The 15,829-nt window shown below is 73.5% G+C and carries 17 protein-coding genes; 11 read left to right on the forward strand and 6 right to left on the reverse strand.

What is annotated here, in order from left to right; genetic code table 11:
* The first annotated feature begins 149 nt into the window (after positions 1-149).
* The gene (locus ACQUSR_RS06620) at positions 150-950 is read left to right on the forward strand and encodes a hypothetical protein (RefSeq protein ID WP_431041608.1); all 801 of its coding nucleotides are present in this window, start codon (positions 150-152) and stop codon (positions 948-950) included.
* 51 nt (positions 951-1,001) lie between these two features.
* Here ACQUSR_RS06620 and ACQUSR_RS06625 read toward each other — a convergent pair whose 3' ends face one another.
* Positions 1,002-1,664 carry a GntR family transcriptional regulator gene (locus ACQUSR_RS06625; protein WP_431041609.1) on the reverse strand — a complete coding sequence of 221 codons (663 nt, stop codon included), beginning with the start codon at positions 1,662-1,664 and terminating at the stop codon, positions 1,002-1,004.
* Between the two features lie 117 nt (positions 1,665-1,781).
* On the opposite strand from ACQUSR_RS06625, the gene ACQUSR_RS06630 reads away from it, so the two are divergent.
* Together ACQUSR_RS06630 and ACQUSR_RS06635 are read left to right on the forward strand one after the other, a co-directional pair.
* On the forward strand, positions 1,782-2,645 hold the full coding sequence (locus ACQUSR_RS06630; RefSeq protein WP_431041610.1) for a (2Fe-2S)-binding protein: 864 nt from the start codon (positions 1,782-1,784) through the stop codon (positions 2,643-2,645).
* 219 nt (positions 2,646-2,864) lie between these two features.
* Positions 2,865-3,959 carry a DUF2637 domain-containing protein gene (locus ACQUSR_RS06635; protein ID WP_431041611.1) on the forward strand — a complete coding sequence of 365 codons (1,095 nt, stop codon included), beginning with the start codon at positions 2,865-2,867 and terminating at the stop codon, positions 3,957-3,959.
* Positions 3,960-3,970: 11 nt separating this feature from the next.
* Here ACQUSR_RS06635 and ACQUSR_RS06640 read toward each other — a convergent pair whose 3' ends face one another.
* Both ACQUSR_RS06640 and ACQUSR_RS06645 read right to left on the reverse strand, forming a co-directional pair.
* Positions 3,971-4,399 carry an ATP-binding protein gene (locus ACQUSR_RS06640; RefSeq protein WP_431041612.1) on the reverse strand — a complete coding sequence of 143 codons (429 nt, stop codon included), beginning with the start codon at positions 4,397-4,399 and terminating at the stop codon, positions 3,971-3,973.
* 237 nt (positions 4,400-4,636) lie between these two features.
* Positions 4,637-5,914 (reverse strand): protein phosphatase 2C domain-containing protein, encoded by a 1,278-nt coding sequence (locus ACQUSR_RS06645; RefSeq protein ID WP_431041613.1) that lies wholly within the window; start codon positions 5,912-5,914, stop codon positions 4,637-4,639.
* A 118-nt stretch (positions 5,915-6,032) separates the two neighbouring features.
* Between ACQUSR_RS06645 and ACQUSR_RS06650 the strand changes: the two genes are divergently transcribed.
* Positions 6,033-7,124: a helix-turn-helix domain-containing protein gene (locus ACQUSR_RS06650; protein ID WP_431041614.1), complete on the forward strand. Its 1,092-nt coding sequence runs from the start codon at positions 6,033-6,035 to the stop codon at positions 7,122-7,124.
* Positions 7,125-7,194: 70 nt separating this feature from the next.
* Positions 7,195-7,677, forward strand: coding sequence for a DUF456 domain-containing protein (locus ACQUSR_RS06655; RefSeq protein WP_431041615.1), 483 nt, complete (start codon positions 7,195-7,197; stop codon positions 7,675-7,677).
* A 37-nt stretch (positions 7,678-7,714) separates the two neighbouring features.
* On the opposite strand, the gene ACQUSR_RS06660 is transcribed toward ACQUSR_RS06655, so the two are convergent.
* The 3 genes from ACQUSR_RS06660 to ACQUSR_RS06670 all read right to left on the reverse strand — a co-directional run bounded on the left by ACQUSR_RS06660 (position 7,715) and on the right by ACQUSR_RS06670 (position 10,938).
* Entirely contained in the window at positions 7,715-8,314 is a 600-nt protein-coding gene (locus tag ACQUSR_RS06660; protein WP_431041616.1) for an AAA family ATPase, read from the reverse strand.
* 59 nt (positions 8,315-8,373) lie between these two features.
* Complete coding sequence (gene rsgA / locus ACQUSR_RS06665; RefSeq protein WP_431041617.1) at positions 8,374-9,480, reverse strand: ribosome small subunit-dependent GTPase A; 1,107 nt, start codon at positions 9,478-9,480, stop codon at positions 8,374-8,376.
* Between the two features lie 234 nt (positions 9,481-9,714).
* Entirely contained in the window at positions 9,715-10,938 is a 1,224-nt protein-coding gene (locus tag ACQUSR_RS06670; RefSeq protein ID WP_431041618.1) for a YihY/virulence factor BrkB family protein, read from the reverse strand.
* A 172-nt stretch (positions 10,939-11,110) separates the two neighbouring features.
* Here ACQUSR_RS06670 and ACQUSR_RS06675 point away from each other — a divergent pair, with 172 nt between their 5' ends.
* From ACQUSR_RS06675 to ACQUSR_RS06700, 6 genes are all read left to right on the forward strand, one after another.
* On the forward strand, positions 11,111-12,316 hold the full coding sequence (locus tag ACQUSR_RS06675; RefSeq protein WP_431041619.1) for a GAF domain-containing protein: 1,206 nt from the start codon (positions 11,111-11,113) through the stop codon (positions 12,314-12,316).
* 13 nt (positions 12,317-12,329) lie between these two features.
* Positions 12,330-12,884, forward strand: a complete 555-nt coding sequence (locus ACQUSR_RS06680; protein ID WP_431041620.1) for a GNAT family N-acetyltransferase — start codon at positions 12,330-12,332, stop codon at positions 12,882-12,884.
* 127 nt (positions 12,885-13,011) lie between these two features.
* Positions 13,012-13,095 (forward strand): putative leader peptide, encoded by an 84-nt coding sequence (locus tag ACQUSR_RS06685; protein ID WP_369696867.1) that lies wholly within the window; start codon positions 13,012-13,014, stop codon positions 13,093-13,095.
* 123 nt (positions 13,096-13,218) lie between these two features.
* Positions 13,219-14,913: a nitrite/sulfite reductase gene (locus ACQUSR_RS06690; protein WP_431041621.1), complete on the forward strand. Its 1,695-nt coding sequence runs from the start codon at positions 13,219-13,221 to the stop codon at positions 14,911-14,913.
* A complete protein-coding gene (locus tag ACQUSR_RS06695; RefSeq protein ID WP_431041622.1) occupies positions 14,910-15,092 on the forward strand; it encodes a hypothetical protein in 183 nt (60 codons plus the stop codon). Before ACQUSR_RS06690 ends, ACQUSR_RS06695 begins: the two co-directional genes overlap by 4 nt.
* Positions 15,089-15,787: a phosphoadenylyl-sulfate reductase gene (locus tag ACQUSR_RS06700; protein WP_431041623.1), complete on the forward strand. Its 699-nt coding sequence runs from the start codon at positions 15,089-15,091 to the stop codon at positions 15,785-15,787. The genes ACQUSR_RS06695 and ACQUSR_RS06700 overlap by 4 nt, the downstream gene beginning before the upstream one ends.
* Positions 15,788-15,829 lie beyond the last annotated feature (42 nt).

A 15,829-nucleotide genomic window follows, 5' to 3' on the forward strand; every position in this document is an offset into this window, starting at 1 on the left:
GCGCGGGCGCTCAAGCGATCCCCCACTACGGCAAACTTTGTGAACTGATTCACACCGACCCCTTGGCCGCTCACGCGGATCCGTGCTGAGATGCGGGCACGGCTCCGGCTCGACGACGCGCTTGGGGAGGCAAAGTGGCGGATACCGCCATGTCACGGTCTGGATCGTCGGATGCGCAGCCGGGCCGCGGGGACGACCCGCTCGATACGGCGGTGTGGCGGCTGCGCTCGCGGGGGTGCTGGCACGACGCCGCGGCGCTGCTCGCCCCGCACGCCGCCACGGATCCGGCCGCCGCGCTGAAACGGACCGCCCTGCTCACCGAGCAGTGCGTGTTCACCGCCAGGGGATGGCGCGAGGCCGAGGACGCACTCCGGGCGGCGGAGGCGCTGGCACTGAGCGACGAGGAGCGGGGCGCCGCGGCCTGCGAGCGCGGCCAACTGGCGTACGCGTCCACGCTGTTCGGGGTACGGGACCGGGCCGACGAGGCGCGGGCCGCGCTGGGCCGGGCGGCGGCGCTGCTCGCGCCCGGCTCCCCGGCGCGACCGCTGCTGGACTTCCGGCGCGGCCTGATCGCCCAGCATCTGGCGCAGAACCCGACGGGCGCGCAGGCCGCGTTCCAGCGCGCGCACGCCGGGGCCGCCGCGCACGGCGACCAGTTGCTGCGCTCGTTCACCTGGCGGCACCTGGCCGCCATGGCGGAGCAGAACGGCGACCTGCCCGAGGCGGAGCACGGCTTCAGCGAATCCCTGCGGATCCGGGAGGAGTTGGGCTTCCTCGTCGGCATCGCCCCGGCGCTGGCCGCACTCGCCGAGGTGCGGCCGGAGCCGGAGGCGAGCCGGCTGCGCGCGGAGGCGGGCCGGCTGGTGCGACTGCTGGGCGGCGTGCCGTCCTGGCTGGCGGGCCAGTTGGGAGCGCTCTCGGACACCCCGAACGGCGAACGCCCGAACTGACCGCGAGCCGGGGCGGGATCGCCCCCCGGGCGCGACGCGGCCGCCGCCGGCTCAGGCGGCGCCCGCGAAGTGCTGGCGCACCAGCGACTCGACGACCGCGAGTTCGCCGGACGCCAGCGCGTCGAGCAGGGCGACGTGCTCGGCCGCGTCCGCGACGAGGTCGGCGGTGCGGACCGCCTGGCCCTGGGCCAGCGGCCACTGGGCCCGCCGGTGCAGGTCGTCGGCGACGATGACCAGCTGCTGGTTTCCGGCCATTCCGAGCACCGCCTGGTGGAAGGCGCGGTCCGCCTCCAGGTACGCCGCCCGGTCGCCCTTCGCCGCGGCGGCGACCGCGGCCTCGGCGAAGGGCCGCAGGCTCGTCCAGCGCTCGGGCGCGACGGACTCGGCCAGGGTGAGGATCACCGGCACTTCCAGCAGGGCGCGCACCTCGGCGAGCTCGGCCAGTTCGCGGGCGCTGCGCTGGGCGACGCGGAAGCCCCGGTTCGGGACGACCTCGACCGCGCCCTCGACGGCGAGCTGCTGCATCGCCTCCCGTACGGGCGTGGCGGAGACCCCGAAGCACTCGGCGAGGGCGGGCGCGGAGTAGACCTCGCCGGGCGTCAGCTCACCGGCGACCAACGCGGCGCGCAGGGCGTCCAGGACCTGACGGCGCACGGAGTGCCGCTGCGGTGGCACGCGCGACGCGGCCGCCGCGTCGGTGATCGACTGCTCCATCCGGGTCCTCCTGACGTCCTTGTGCACCATAAGCGGACGTCGCGTGAGGTCAAACCTCGATCATCACGGGTAAGGTAAGGCTAACCTGATGCAACTCGCGATTCGGTGGTCTCCCATATGGCCGTGCCCGCCTCCCGCCCGTCCGACACCTCGGTGTCCGCCGTCCCCGCCGCCCCCGGCACATCCGTCGTCCATGAGGCGTACGCGCGGCTCGCCGAGGTCTTCCCCGGTCTGACGGTCACCGAGGAGCCGCCGCGCCACGGGGACGGCTGGGTGGCGGCCGCCGAGCTGGCCGCCGGCGGTGCGGCCGTCGAGGCGTTCCTGGACTGGGACGACGCCCAGGTGCTGCGGGACTACGGGCAGCGCGGACGGCCCGACGTGGTGGCCGGATTCGGCCTGCACCGCTACGCCTGGCCGGCCTGCCTGCTGGTGACCGTGCCCTGGTTCCTGCTGCGCCGCGTGCCGCGCGTTCCCGTGGAACGGGTCTCCTTCCAGCGCACCCAGGGCCGGATGACCGTTCTGGTGAAGGAGTTCGCGTGCCTGCCGGACGACCCCGCGGCCCGGCTGCCCGGAGCGCGGGTCGTCGCGGACGAGGAGGCCCTGCGGGCCGAGGTGCGGTCGGCGGTGGCCGAGCATCTGGAGCCGGTGCTGGCGGGCTTCCGGCCGCGGATGCGGCGCGGTGGGCGGGCACTGTGGGGCATGGCGGCGGACGAGATCGCCGAGGGGCTGTGGCACATCGGCCATCTGCTGGGCGAGGAGCGGCGGGCGGTGGCCGAGCTGACCGAGCTGCTGCCGGGCCCCGTCGCCCCGTACCCGGTCGGCGCGTCCTTCCGGGAGCTGGCCGGACCGCGCGGGACATCGCTGCCGACCCGGGACCGGGCGAGCTGCTGCCTGTTCTACACCCTGCGGCCGCGGGACACCTGCGTGACCTGCCCGCGCACCTGCGACGCGGACCGCGTCGAGCGCTTGATCGCAAGCTGATCGCCTGGATTCCACCGCATCGGATTCCATGAATAGAATGCAACTCGCTTGCATCAGGCGAGCGTTCGAACCGTATCGCACCTATCCGCGTGTCCCCGACGTTCGTTGGCGTTTTCTTGCCCGGAAATCCCCTGAGGCCAGGCCCGACTCCGCCAAGATGTCGCGCGAGTAGGCCGTACCGCGGCCAGAACACCTTACGGAAGCGAGGCAAGGGGCCGGATGAGACTGACCGACATATGGGCACTGCCCGCCGCCGTGGCGCTCGTCGGAGTCGTGGCGGCTGTGGCGATGATGGCTCGCGGCCGCACGAAGGCGAAGGGGAAGGCGGACGCGCCCACCGACTCCTGGGAGCGCAGCGAAGAGCGCCGCCGGCGCAAGGAGGCCGTCTACGGGGCGGCCTCTTACGTCCTGCTGTTCTGCTGCGCCGCGGTCGCCGCCGCGCTCTCCTTCCACGGGCTGGTCGGCTTCGGGCGGCAGAACCTCAACCTCACGGGCGGCTGGGAGTACCTGGTCCCGTTCGGACTCGACGGCGCGGCCATGTTCTGCTCGGTGCTCGCGGTGCGCGAGGCCAGCCACGGTGACGCGGCGCTCGGCTCCCGGCTGCTGGTGTGGCTGTTCGCCGGCGCCGCCGCCTGGTTCAACTGGGTGCACGCCCCGCGCGGCATGGGCCACGCCGGCGCGCCGCAGTTCTTCGCGGGCATGTCGCTCTCCGCGGCCATCCTCTTCGACCGCGCGCTGAAGCAGACCCGCCGCGCGGCGCTGCGCGAGCAGGGACTCGTACCGCGCCCACTGCCCCAGATCCGCATGGTCCGGTGGCTGCGCGCGCCGCGGGAGACCTTCGCCGCCTGGTCGCTGATGCTGCTGGAGGGCGTACGGACCCTGGACGAGGCCGTCGAGGAAGTGCGCGAGGACCGGCGGCAGCAGGAGCTGAACCGGCACCGCAGGCGCGACCAGGAGAAGCTGGACCGGGCCCGGATCAAGGCGTACAACCGCCAGCACCGGGTGTGGGGCCGCCGTGGCGGGCGCCAGGTGGATGTCGCGGGGGGACCCGCGCAACCCGCCCAGCTCGGCTCGGACCCCGCTATAGCAGAGCCAGGACAGCTCCCCGCGCCCTCCTCCCTTCCGGCCCTGCGGTCCGGGAGCGGTTCGGAGACCGGCACCAGCACGGCGGACAGCTCGGCTGACGTCCTCAGCGTCTTCGACAAGAGCCGGCCGCGCACCGTGGACCTCACCGCCGAGGACGACACCCTGACGATTCCGCGCCTGGACTCCCTGGAGGAGAAACTGGCGCAGATCGAGCGGCAGTTCGGCTGAGCGGACCCCGCTCAGACGGCCGCTCCGTCCAGCTCGAACCACACCGCCTTGCCGACGCCGTGGGTGCGCACTCCCCACGCGTCGGCGAGCGCGTGGACCAGCAGCAGCCCGCGCCCCGATGTGGCGTCGTCCGAACCGTCGGCCAGGTCACGCGGTGTCGGCGGCCGCGCGACGAAGTCCCGTACCTCCACGCGCAGTCGGCTGCGCGCCCAGGGCCCCGCGCCGCTGTCGAAGGTGGCGCTGACCACCGCGCCCCGGTCGGTGTGCACCAGCGCGTTGGTGACCAGTTCGCTCAGCAGCAGCTCCGCCACGTCGGCCTTGCCCGGCCCGCCCCAGCGCCGCAGCACCGCGCGCAGTTCCCGGCGGGCCTGAGCCACCGCGCTCAGCTCCGCGCGGCCTAATCGCAACGTCAGCCCCCGCTCCCCCTCACCAGCCGTCATCTCCGCATCCGCATCCGGCCATCTGGTGTCCGTGCCGCCTCGCTGTGCAGGCTGACGCTTCATTCCTTCCCCGCCCCGACCGTTCGTCCCGACTGCTCGTCGGCTGTCCGGCATGCCTTGCCCTCGAACGTGCACACGGGGATGCATTCCCCGCGTGTAGACGCCCACACGCGCCGGCAGGTGATCAGCGGGTGACGTGCGGCGCAACCGCGCGTTCACAGTTCCACCATCGTGCGCTCACGCCTCCCAGACGGCGGCCGCCGTGCGGTCGTCGGCGTAGCCCGTCACCCGCAGCTGGGTGTCCGCCAGGAACGCGGCGAGGCCCGGTGGCTCGGCCGCCGACCAGCGCTCCCGCAGCCGTTCGGCCAGCGCGGGCTCGTCTCGCAGGGGGTCGGCGAGGCCCGCGCTGCACAGCAGGAGGGTGTCGCCCGGTCGGCCGACGGAGGCACGGAAGCGGAAGGGGACGGAGGCGGATTCGGGGTCGGTGCCCGCCTGGCCCGTACCGCCCGGAGCGTCCGGTCCGTTCACGGCACCGGGGTCGACGTCGGCGCCGGCGTCGCCCGCGGCCGTGTCGCCGCAGGCCACGGTGCCGCGGGCGGTGTCCGTCTCGTGGGCGGCAGGCTCCAGGTCCTGCCACGCGCCGTCGCGCAGCCGGAACAGGCCGCCGTCCCCGACACCGAAGAACACCCGGGTGCGGCACGCGGGGTCACCCGGCAGCAGCAGGCAGCGCAGTGAGGCGGTGTACTCGGCCGGATCCAGGTGGAGTTCGCGGGCACGGGCCCGGAGCCGGCCGAGGCTGCGGGCGGTGAGCCGGTGCAGCCCGGACTTCAGCGCGCCGCGCCGGCCGCCGTGGATGTCCTCCGCCAGCCGGGCGTGGCTGCGGCCGACCGCCGCGCCTATCCCCTCGCACACCTCGCGGGCCGCCCGGTGCGCCCCGTCGACGGCGCGCGGCCCCGTGGCCACCGCCACCAGCACCAGCGCGTGCCGCCCGGCCCCGAACCGGGCCGTCAGCAGCGCGTCGCGCCGGGGCTGCCCGCGATAGCGCGCCGAGTCGCCGCGCAGGGAGGCGGCCCGCAGCGTGAGCGCTCCGTGGCGCGCCCCGTCCAGCACGGTGTCGGGTACGAGATCGGCGAGGTCGGCGGGGTCGGCGAGCGGTAACGCGGTCGGCTCGGGGTCGTAGGTGGGCGGTCGGCTCCCGACGAAGCCGGCGTGCCGGGAGACCTCCGTCCCGGTCTCCGCTTCGCTGTCCGCCCAGGCGTCGGGCCCGGGACCGGCCTCCACTCCGCCGTCCGCCCAGGCGTTCGGCGCGGGACCAACCGCCGTCACGGGCTCGACCGCCACCGTGCCGTCACGCGCGGCGCGGCCCGGCGGCGAGCCGACCGCGCGGGAGGCGGTGTCAAAGCGATCGTCGAGCGAGTCTGCCGCCGTGGCCGGTCCCGTGTCGCCCGAGTCCGAGTCGTACAACTCGCGCCACCAGTCGTGTTCGTGGCCGTGCCTCTCCCCCTGCTGGCTCATGCCCCACATTGTCCATAGTCCCGGACATACGGGAAGAGGTGAACGGCGGAAGCCACCCTCCTGCGCGACCCGCGCCCGGGTGCGAGGATGTGCGCCTACAGGTGGGGAGGGGTGTCACGTGCTCGGTGCCATTGGTCTGGACGACTGGCAGGAGGCGGCGTACCGCGCGCTGGTCGCGCTCGGGTCCGCCGGGGTCGGCGAGCTCGCGGACCGGCTCGGCCTCGCGGCGGACGAGGCCCTGCGCACCCTGCGCGACCTGGAGCGGCAAGGGCTCGCGGCCCGGTCCCCGGTCCACCCCGGACAGTGGGTCGCGGCACCGCCCGGCGTCGCGCTGGGCGCGCTGCTGAGCAGGCGCCGCGACGAGCTGGACCGGGCGGAACTGGCGGCGGCGCTGCTGGACGAGGCGTATCGCGCCGAGGGCGCCGCCGTGCACGGCGTGCTGGAGGTGGTGACGGGCGAGGAGCCGGTCGCGCGCCGCTTCGCGCAACTGCGGCGGGGCGCCACCGAGGAGGTCTGCGCGCTGGTGGCAGGCCAGGGCGCGGAGCCGCTGCCGCCCGCCGCGCCCGCGGTCGCCCACCGGGTCGTCATCGAGCGCGCGGCGCTGTGCGGGCTGCCGGTGCCCGGTGCCCGACGGCCGGAACACCAGCGCCCGGAGCACTCCGGGCCGGTACCCGGACACCTGCCGGGGCCCGCGCTGCGCGTGGCGGACCGGGTGCCCGCGGATCTGGTGATCGCCGACCGTACGCTCGCGATCGTGCCGCTGACCGCCGGGACCGCCGAACCGGCCGCCCTCGTGGTGCACGCCAGCGGGCTGCTGGACGCGTTGGTGGCGCTGTTCGAGGGCGTGTGGCGGGCGGCGCTGCCGCTGCACCTGGGCACGGGCGAGCCGCGCGACCACCGCCGGGACCGGGACGGCGGGCCGCACGATCCGCCGGACGGCGACGGGCCGGACCAGACGGATCTGGAGATCCTCTCGCTGCTGCTGGCCGGGCTGACCGACGCCAGTACCGCCCGCCAGCTGGACCTGGGACTACGCACGGTACAGCGGCGGGTGAAGCGGCTGATGGAGCTGGTCGGGGTGACGACCCGGCTCCAGCTGGGCTGGCACGCGTACGAGCGCGGCTGGGTGGCGAGATCGGCGGACGGCGCCCCGCGGCCCGCCGCCGGGAGCACCGGCGCCCTTCCGAACGCGGACGCCCTTCCCGCCTGAGCCGGTGTACGGGGACGGCGTTCGGGCGCGTCCGGAAGCGTACGCCGACGGCTTCCGGCAGGCTGGGGCCATGGGGACGTGGCAGTTGGTCCTGTGCGGCCTGGTCATGCTGCTCGGACTGATCGGCGTGGTCGTGCCCGGCCTCCCGGGACCACCCATCGTCTGGGCGGGCGTGCTGTGGTGGTCGATGGCCGAGACGACCGTCCTGTCCTGGGGCGTGCTCGCCGGGGCGACGGCCGTACTGCTGCTGAACCAGGCGGTGAAGTGGCTGCTGCCGGCCCGCCGGATGCGCGTCGCCGGGGTCACCCGGCGTACGTTCCTGGTGGCCGGGGCCGCCGGGATCGCGGGGTTCTTCGTCGTGCCGGTCCTCGGCGCCCCGTTGGGGTTCGTCGCCGGGATCTACGGCGCCGAGCGACGGCGGCTGGGCGCGCACGGCGAGGCGTGGGCCTCGACGCGGATGGTGATGCGGGCGATCGGCACCAGTGTGCTGATCGAGTTGTGTGCGTGTCTGCTGGTGACGGGCGCGTGGGTGGCCGCCGTGGTGGCCGGCTGACCACCGGGCTCCGGCGGCCGCACGCCCCTCGCGTCGCTCAGTCGAAGCGGATGTGCTTGGCGCTCACCCACTGGCGTCGCAGGTAGTGGGTGACCCGGCCGTCGGACGAGGGTGCCGGCGTCACGCCCGCCTCCCGCGCGATCAGCTCGGCGACCTCCGGCACGGTCCGCCCGTCGGTGGCCACGTGCCGCTCGAACTCCGGCCGCCGCAGCGCCTCCAGGCACCGGTCGATCTGCTGGACCGCCCAGCTGTCGCCGCGCATCAGGGGCATGACGCGCCCGCGCAGCCTGCGCCGCACGGTCCGCGGGTGCGCGAGCAGCGCGAAGTGCCGTACGTCGTGCCCGGACGCCCGCAGGGCACCCGCCATCTCCCGGTGGTAGGCGGGTTCGACGACGGTCATCGGGACGATGACGGTGCCGTCGAACCCGCGCACCACGGAGTCGAGCATCTCGTGCACGCCACGCCGCCACAGCGCCAGGTCCTGGAAGTCGCCGCGCATCGGCTCGGGGAGCATGCGGCGCAGCGCGAAGCCCAGGTGCTCGGGGTCGCACACGAAGCTGCCCGGCAGGCGCCGGTGCAGTTCGTACGCGACCTGCGTCTTGCCGACCCCGAACGGACCGTTGATCCACAGCAGCATGGCGCCAGCCTACGGCCGCGGGAGCGGGATGGTGCCGCCCCGCGGCCGGGCGGGCGGCCCTACGGATTGCGTACCGACCGGCCCTTGCGCTCCATCATGTGCCGGCCGAGCGCCTGCTTCTGCTTCCAGTCGCGCCGCATCTCGGCTCGCAGCCGGGCGTCGGTGCGGGCGGCGAGCCGGGCGTTCTCGCGCAGCAGCTTGCGGTAGCTGTCCAGCCTGCGCGGGGGCAGCTCGCCCGCGTCGACGGCGGCGAGCACCGCGCAGCCCGGCTCGCTGTGGTGCCCGCAGTCGGCGAAGCGGCAGTCCCCGGCGAGCGCCTCGATCTCCGAGAACGTCCGCGCCACCCCGTCTTCGGCGTCCCACAGCCCGACCCCGCGCAGGCCCGGGGTGTCGATCAGGACGCCGCCCCATGACAGCGGCAGCAGGTCGCGGGTCGTGGTGGTGTGGCGGCCCTTGCCGTCGCTGTCCCGGATCGCCTGGACGTCCTGGACGTCCTCGCCGGCCAGCGCGTTGGCGAGCGTGGACTTGCCCGCGCCGGACTGGCCGAGGAGTACGGAAGTGCCGGAGGCGAGGGCGGCGGCGAGCACGTCGACGCCCTCGCCGGTCGCGGCGCTCACGGGGAGCACCTGGACGCCCGGCGCCGCCGTCTCGGCATCCGAGACGAGGTGAGACAGCGTGCCCGGGTCCGGCACGAGGTCGGCCTTGGTGAGGACGACCAGCGGCTGGGCACCGCTCTCCCACGCGAGCGCCAGGAAGCGCTCGACACGGCCGAGGTCGAGCTCCGCCGCCAGCGAGACCGCGATGACGGCCTGGTCGACGTTGGCGGCCAGGATCTGCCCCTCGGACCGCTTGGAGGACGTGGACCGCACGAATGCGGAACGGCGCGGCAGCAGGGCCCGTACGTAGCCGCGTTCGAGGTCGACGGCGGCCCAGTCGCCGGTGCACATGATCTTCAGCGGGTCACCGGTGGCGACCGGCGCGGCGTCGGCCGACGCGGTGCGCACGCCGTCGCCGTCGGGGACGACGACGTCGCAGCGGCCGCGGTCCACCCGCACGATGCGGGCGGGTGACATGCCTTGGGCCGCGTAGGGGGTGAAGGCTTCCGCGAATCCCTCGTCCCAGCCGTAGCGGGCGGAGAAAGGGTGTGCGGAGGTGAGGTGAGACAACGGGATGAGCCCCTTCGGGGAGGGTGGTCCCGGCGAGGTGTCAGGCCGGGGCCACAGAGGTGAGGAGTGGTGGCTGGAGGTCGTGGGCAGCGCCCACCGCTTCGACAGTCGTCACGGTCCTCACCTCCCTGTTGTCTCATGGCCGTTGGCCGTGCGTCATCGGTCACGCGTCGTCGGACCACGGCGCGGGGCCGTCGCTCCGGGAGTCACCCTGCCCGCGGGCGCGGCACCGCGTCAACCGGTTTTCCGCGGCGGCGCGCCCTGCTCGTCGCGCCGCGCGTGCAGCCGTGAGCGGACGTCCTCCGGCGGCAGGAACTGCGCCCAGCGCTCGGGGAACTCCGACGGCGGCGGGAGGTCCGGCCAGTTGTCCGGCGCCTCGCCGTCGTCGCCGTACCCGTACGCGTCGTAACCGTCGTCGTCTCCGTCGCTCCCCTCCCCCGCGTCCCGCATGTACTCCGCCGCCTTGCGGGCCGCCGCCTCGCGCGCCTCGGCCTGCATCCGCCGCGCGTGCTCGGCGCGGGCCGCGGCGATGGCCACCGACGGCCACACCCGGTCGATGGCCGCGTTGACCGCCGCGCCGACCAGCACCGCGAAGGCGGAGATCCCGATCCACAGCAGGACGGCGACGGGGGCGGCCAGCGAGCCGTAGATCGTGGGCCCCTCGATGGTGTGGGTGAGGTAGATCCGCAGCAGGAAGCTGCCGAGCACCCACATCGTCAGCGCGACCAGCGCGCCGGGGATGTCCTCCCGCCACGGCGACCGCACCGGCACGGACACGTGGTAGAGCGTGGTGAGGAAGGCGATGGACAGCAGTATCACCACGGGCCAGTACAGGACGCGGACCAGCGTGCCGCTCCAGGGCACGATGTCCACCACGGTGTCGGGGCCGACCACCATCAGCGGCAGCGCGACGGCCCCCACTATCAGCGCGACGAGGTAGAGCAGGAAGGCCAGCAGCCGGGTCCTGACGATCCCGCGGTGCCCTTCGAGCCCGTACATCACGGTGATGGTGTCGACGAAGACGTTGACGGCGCGCGACCCGGACCACAGGGCGATGGCGAAGCCGAGCGAGATGACGTCGGGGCGGCCGCCCTCGATGACGTCGTCCAGCAGCGGCCGGGCGATCTGCTGCACGCCCTTCTCCGACAGCACGGTCCCCGAGGCGTCGAGGATGTGGTCCCGGATGGTCGCGACGGTGTGGGTGTCGGTCCAGGCGTCGATGTAGCCGAGCAGCCCGATCAGGCCGAGGAGCAGCGGCGGGAGCGACAGCAGGGTGAAGAAGGCGGCTTCCGCGGCGAGCCCGGTGACCCGGTACTCGACGCAGGCGTTGACGGTGTCCTTCAGCAGCAGCCAGGCCGTCTTGCGTTTGGACACGTTGCGGGTGAGGGCGCGGGCCCTGTGGAGCCGCCCGGAGGGCTGCTCCGCGGGTGGTTCCGCTGGTTCTTCTGCTGGCTGCACCTTATAACCGTATCCGCGGCGAAGAGTGATGCCGCGCCGACTCGGCACCACCCTCCGCTCGCGGGCTCCACTGTCCGGTCCGGGCACGGTTGTCCGCAAACGTTGCGCCGCGTTGCAACCGATCTTCACATTGGTACGGCGCGGCATGCCCGGGCGACGGCACCATGAGAGCGTGAACCCCAGATCAACGGACCGGGTCATACCGCTCGCCACGCGCGCACGCCCGGTGATCGCCGAATCGTGGCTGCGGTCGCTGGACCACGGCGTCGACCCCGACGGCGGCCGGTCCGCCCGGCCGCTGTCCGCCGACCAGATCGCGCACCGGCGGCACGGTTCCCCGCTGGCGGAGCTGATGCCGCACCTGCGGGAGGGGCTGCGGCCGCTCACCGACGACGAGCGGCACGTCATGGTGGTCACCGACGTCCAGGGCTGTGTGCTGTGGCAGGAGGGCAGCCGGGCGGTACGGCGCAGCGCGGAGCGGCTGGACCTGGCCGAGGGCGCGTTCTGGGCCGAGGAGTCGGCCGGCACCAACGGCATCGGTACGTCGCTGGTGACCCGCCGCCCGCTGCAGGTGCTGGCCGACGAGCATTTCGTGCACACGCTGCGCGCCCTGGTGTGCGCGGCGGCTCCGCTGCACGACCCGCGGGACGGCAGGCTGCTGGGCGTGGTGAACGTGACCGGCCCGGCGGGCAGCGCGCACCCGTCGACGCTGGCGCTGGTGGCGGCGGTGGCGCGGGTCGCCGAGGGGGAGCTGCGCGCCCGGCACTGGACCTCGATCGAGCGGCTGCGGACCGTGGCGGCGCCGGTGCTCGCCCGGCTGACGGGCACGGCGCTGGCGGTGGACGCCGTGGGGTGGCCGGCGGCGGTGACCGGGATGGCTCCCCCCGAGCGGGTGGCGCTGCCGAAGAACGCGCAGGCCGGGCCGGTCTGGCTGCCGTCCCTGGGCGCGTGCTCGCTGGAGCCGCTGCCCGGTGGCTGGCTGGTGCGGGTCGGAGCGCCGGAGCCGGCGGCGGCGCCGAGCCGGGTCGTGCTGGATGTGCGGGGGCGGCGGGCGTGGACGGTGACCGTCTCGGGGGCCGCGGGCAGCTGGTCGCACGAGCTGAGCCCGCGCCATGCCGAGCTGCTGCTGGTCCTCGCACTGCACCGGGAGGGGCGCGGCGCGGCGCAACTGGCGTCGGATCTGTTCGGAGACCCCTCGCGAACTGTCACGGTACGGGCAGAGATATCCCGTTTGCGGCGCACGGTGGGCGGGGTGCTGGCGCACCGCCCGTACCGTTTCGCCGACAGCGTGCAGGTGGAGGTGCTGCACCCGGCGCGGGCCGTGGACCTGCTGCCGGGGTCCACGGCCCCCGCGGTGCTGGCGGCGCGATGGGCGTGATTGGCTGAGGAGCATGAACGAGCACGCCCCGGCCCGCACGGTGACGACCTGGTACCTGGAGCAGACCTCGCCGGAGGACCTGAGCCCCGCGGCGGAGCCGCCGGCGTCGGCCGGGGTGCGGATCGTTCGGGCCGAGGTGCCCAGCCCCGAGTTCAGCCGCTTCCTGTACGCGGCGGTGGGCGCGGACATCGCGTGGACCGACCGGCTCCCGTGGCCGCGGGAGCGGTGGCGGGAGTTCCTGGAGCGGCCGGGCGTCGAGACGTGGGTGGCGTACGAGCACGGCACACCCGCCGGATACATCGAGCTGGAGGCCCAGGACGCCGGGGTGGTGGAGATCGCCTACTTCGGACTGCTCCCCGCCTTCCAGGGCCGCCGGATCGGCGGGCATCTGCTGAGCTACGGCACGGCCAGGGCGTGGGACCTGGCGGAGCGCTGGCCGGGCCTGCCGGCCACCACGCGGGTATGGGTGCATACGTGCAGCCTGGACGGGCCGCACGCGATGGCCAATTACGAGCGCCGCGGCTTCCGGCTGTACGACACGACAGTGGAGCCGGCCTCCGAGGGGTGACCTTCGAGGGCTCCTGAGCGGTGCCCGAGCGGGACAAAACGCACACCATCCCAGGATGCGGGACGGAGTCGTCCACATAGTGGATAGTGGTGGACGCTCCCGAGATGGCCATGCCACGCTTTCGGTCATGTCCGGAGCTGGAATTGACTTGGTGAGTCGGCGACACGTCGACCTCTGCCGCATGTCCAGCGCCATGTGTCCGGCGGGCTGACGACCCAGCGCCGCCGCACTTCTGCCGACTTCTCTTCCGTCTCTCCGCACCTGCACTGCCGCGCCCTCTGCGCGAATGCACTGGTCAGAGCCGCTCTCCGCAGTCCCGAAGGACGTACCTGCCATGGCTGACACCCCGACGCCCTCTACCGCCGCACCCCGCCGCAAGGCGAGCCGCCACCGCGGCGAGGGGCAGTGGGCCGCGGGTCACTTCACCCCCCTCAACGGCAACGAGCAGTTCAAGAAGGACGACGACGGTCTCAATGTGCGGACACGCATTGAGACGATCTACGCGCATCGTGGTTTCGACTCCATCGACGGCGCCGACCTGCGCGGCCGGATGCGCTGGTGGGGGCTGTACACCCAGCGCAAGCCCGGCATCGACGGCGGCAAGACGGCGATCCTGGAGCCGGAGGAGCTGGACGACGAGTTCTTCATGCTCCGGGTCCGGGTCGACGGCGGCCGGCTGACCACCGAGCAGCTGCGCGTCATCGGCGAGATCTCCCAGGAGTTCGCCCGCGGCACCGCCGACATCACCGACCGGCAGAACATCCAGTACCACTGGATCCGGATCGAGGACGTCCCCGAGATCTGGCGCCGGCTGGAGGCCGTCGGGCTGTCCACCACCGAGGCGTGCGGTGACACCCCCCGCGTCATCCTGGGGTCTCCCGTCGCCGGCATCGCCGAGGACGAGATCATCGACGGCACCCCGGCGATCGACGAGATCCACCGCCGGATCGTCGGCAACAAGGACTTCTCCAACCTGCCCCGCAAGTTCAAGTCCGCGGTCTCCGGCTCGCCGCTGCTGGACGTGGCGCACGAGATCAACGACATCGCGTTCGTCGGGGTCGAACACCCCGAGCACGGCCCCGGCTTCGACGTGTGGGTGGGCGGCGGGCTGTCGACCAACCCCAAGATCGGGGTGCGGCTGGGCACCTGGGTGCCGCTGGAGGAAGTGCCCGACGTCTACGAGGGCGTCATCTCCGTCTTCCGCGACTACGGCTACCGGCGGCTGCGCACCCGCGCGCGGCTGAAGTTCCTGGTCGCCGACTGGGGCGCGGAGAAGTTCCGCCACGTACTGGAGGACGAGTACCTGGGGCGGAAGCTGACCGACGGCCCGGCCCCCGCCCAGCCGGTGGAGCGCTGGCGCGACCACGTCGGCGTACACCGCCAGAAGGACGGCCGGTTCTACGTCGGGTTCGCCCCGCGCGTCGGCCGGGTGGACGGCGCCATCCTCACCAAGATCGCCGCGCTCGCCGAGGAGCACGGCTCCGGCCGGCTGCGGACCACCGCCGAGCAGAAGATGATCGTGCTCGACGTGGCGCAGGAGCGGGTCGAGTCGCTGGTGTCCGGTCTTGAGGCACTGGACCTGCGGGTCGGTCCCTCGCCGTTCCGGCGCGGCACGATGGCCTGCACCGGCATCGAGTTCTGCAAGCTGGCGATCGTGGAGACCAAGGCCCGCGGCGCCTCGCTCATCGACGAGCTGGAGCGGCGGCTGCCGGACTTCGACGAGCCGATCACCATCAACATCAACGGCTGCCCGAACGCCTGCGCCCGTATCCAGGTCGCGGACATCGGTCTCAAGGGGCAGCTGGTCCTGGACGCCGACGGCAACCAGGTCGAGGGCTTCCAGGTGCACCTGGGCGGCGCGCTGGGGCTGGAGGCCGGCTTCGGCCGCAAGGTCCGCGGCCTGAAGGTCACCTCCGCCGAACTGCCCGACTACGTCGAGCGGGTACTCACCCGGTTCGCCGAACAGCGCGCCGATGGCGAGCGGTTCGCGACCTGGGTGGGACGCGCCGCGGACAAGGATCTGTCATGAGTGAGCGAGCCGCTCCCTTCTACTGCCCGTACTGCGGGGACGAGGACCTGCGGCCTTCCACCGAGGGCCACGGGGCGTGGGAATGCGCGTCCTGCAACCGCGCGTTCCGCCTGTCGTTCATCGGGCTGCTGGCCAAGGGCCTGCGACGCGACCCTCATGAAGGGGCCACTGCGCTATGACAGAACTTCGGATATCGGAACTCCAGGCGCTCGCCGAGCGGGCGGGCCGGGAGCTGGAGGACGCCACGGCCCTGGAGATCCTGCGCTGGGCGGCCGACACCTTCGGGTCGCGCTTCTGCGTGACCTCCTCCATGGAGGACGCGGTGGTGGCGCACCTGGCCTCCCGCGCCCTGCCGGGAGTGGACGTGGTCTTCCTCGACACCGGCTACCACTTCCCCGAGACCATCGGGACGCGGGACGCGGTCGCCGCCGTCATGGATGTCAACGTGATGACTCTCACTCCCCGCCAGTCCGTCGCGGAGCAGGACGCCGCGTACGGGCCGCGGCTGCACGACCGCGATCCCGATCTGTGCTGCTCGTTGCGGAAGATCGAACCCCTTGAGAGGGGACTGGCCGGATACGACGCCTGGGCCACCGGGCTGCGCCGCGACGAATCGCCGACTCGCGCGTCAACTCCCGTCGTCGGATGGGATGCCAATCGGGCTAAGGTGAAGATCTCTCCCATCGCCCGCTGGACGCAGGCCGATGTGGACGAGTACGTCGCTGACCACGGTGTGCTCACCAACCCGCTGTTGATGGACGGCTACGCCTCGGTCGGCTGCGCACCCTGCACCCGCCGGGTGCTGGAGGGCGAGGACGCGCGCGCCGGCCGCTGGGCGGGCCTCGGCAAGACCGAATGCGGGCTGCACACATGACCGGAACGCAACGATCCGAGTCGGTGACGGCAGCCCCTGACA

It is taken from the genome of Streptomyces sp. P1-3 (assembly GCF_050613155.1).
Taxonomy (GTDB): domain Bacteria; phylum Actinomycetota; class Actinomycetes; order Streptomycetales; family Streptomycetaceae; genus Streptomyces.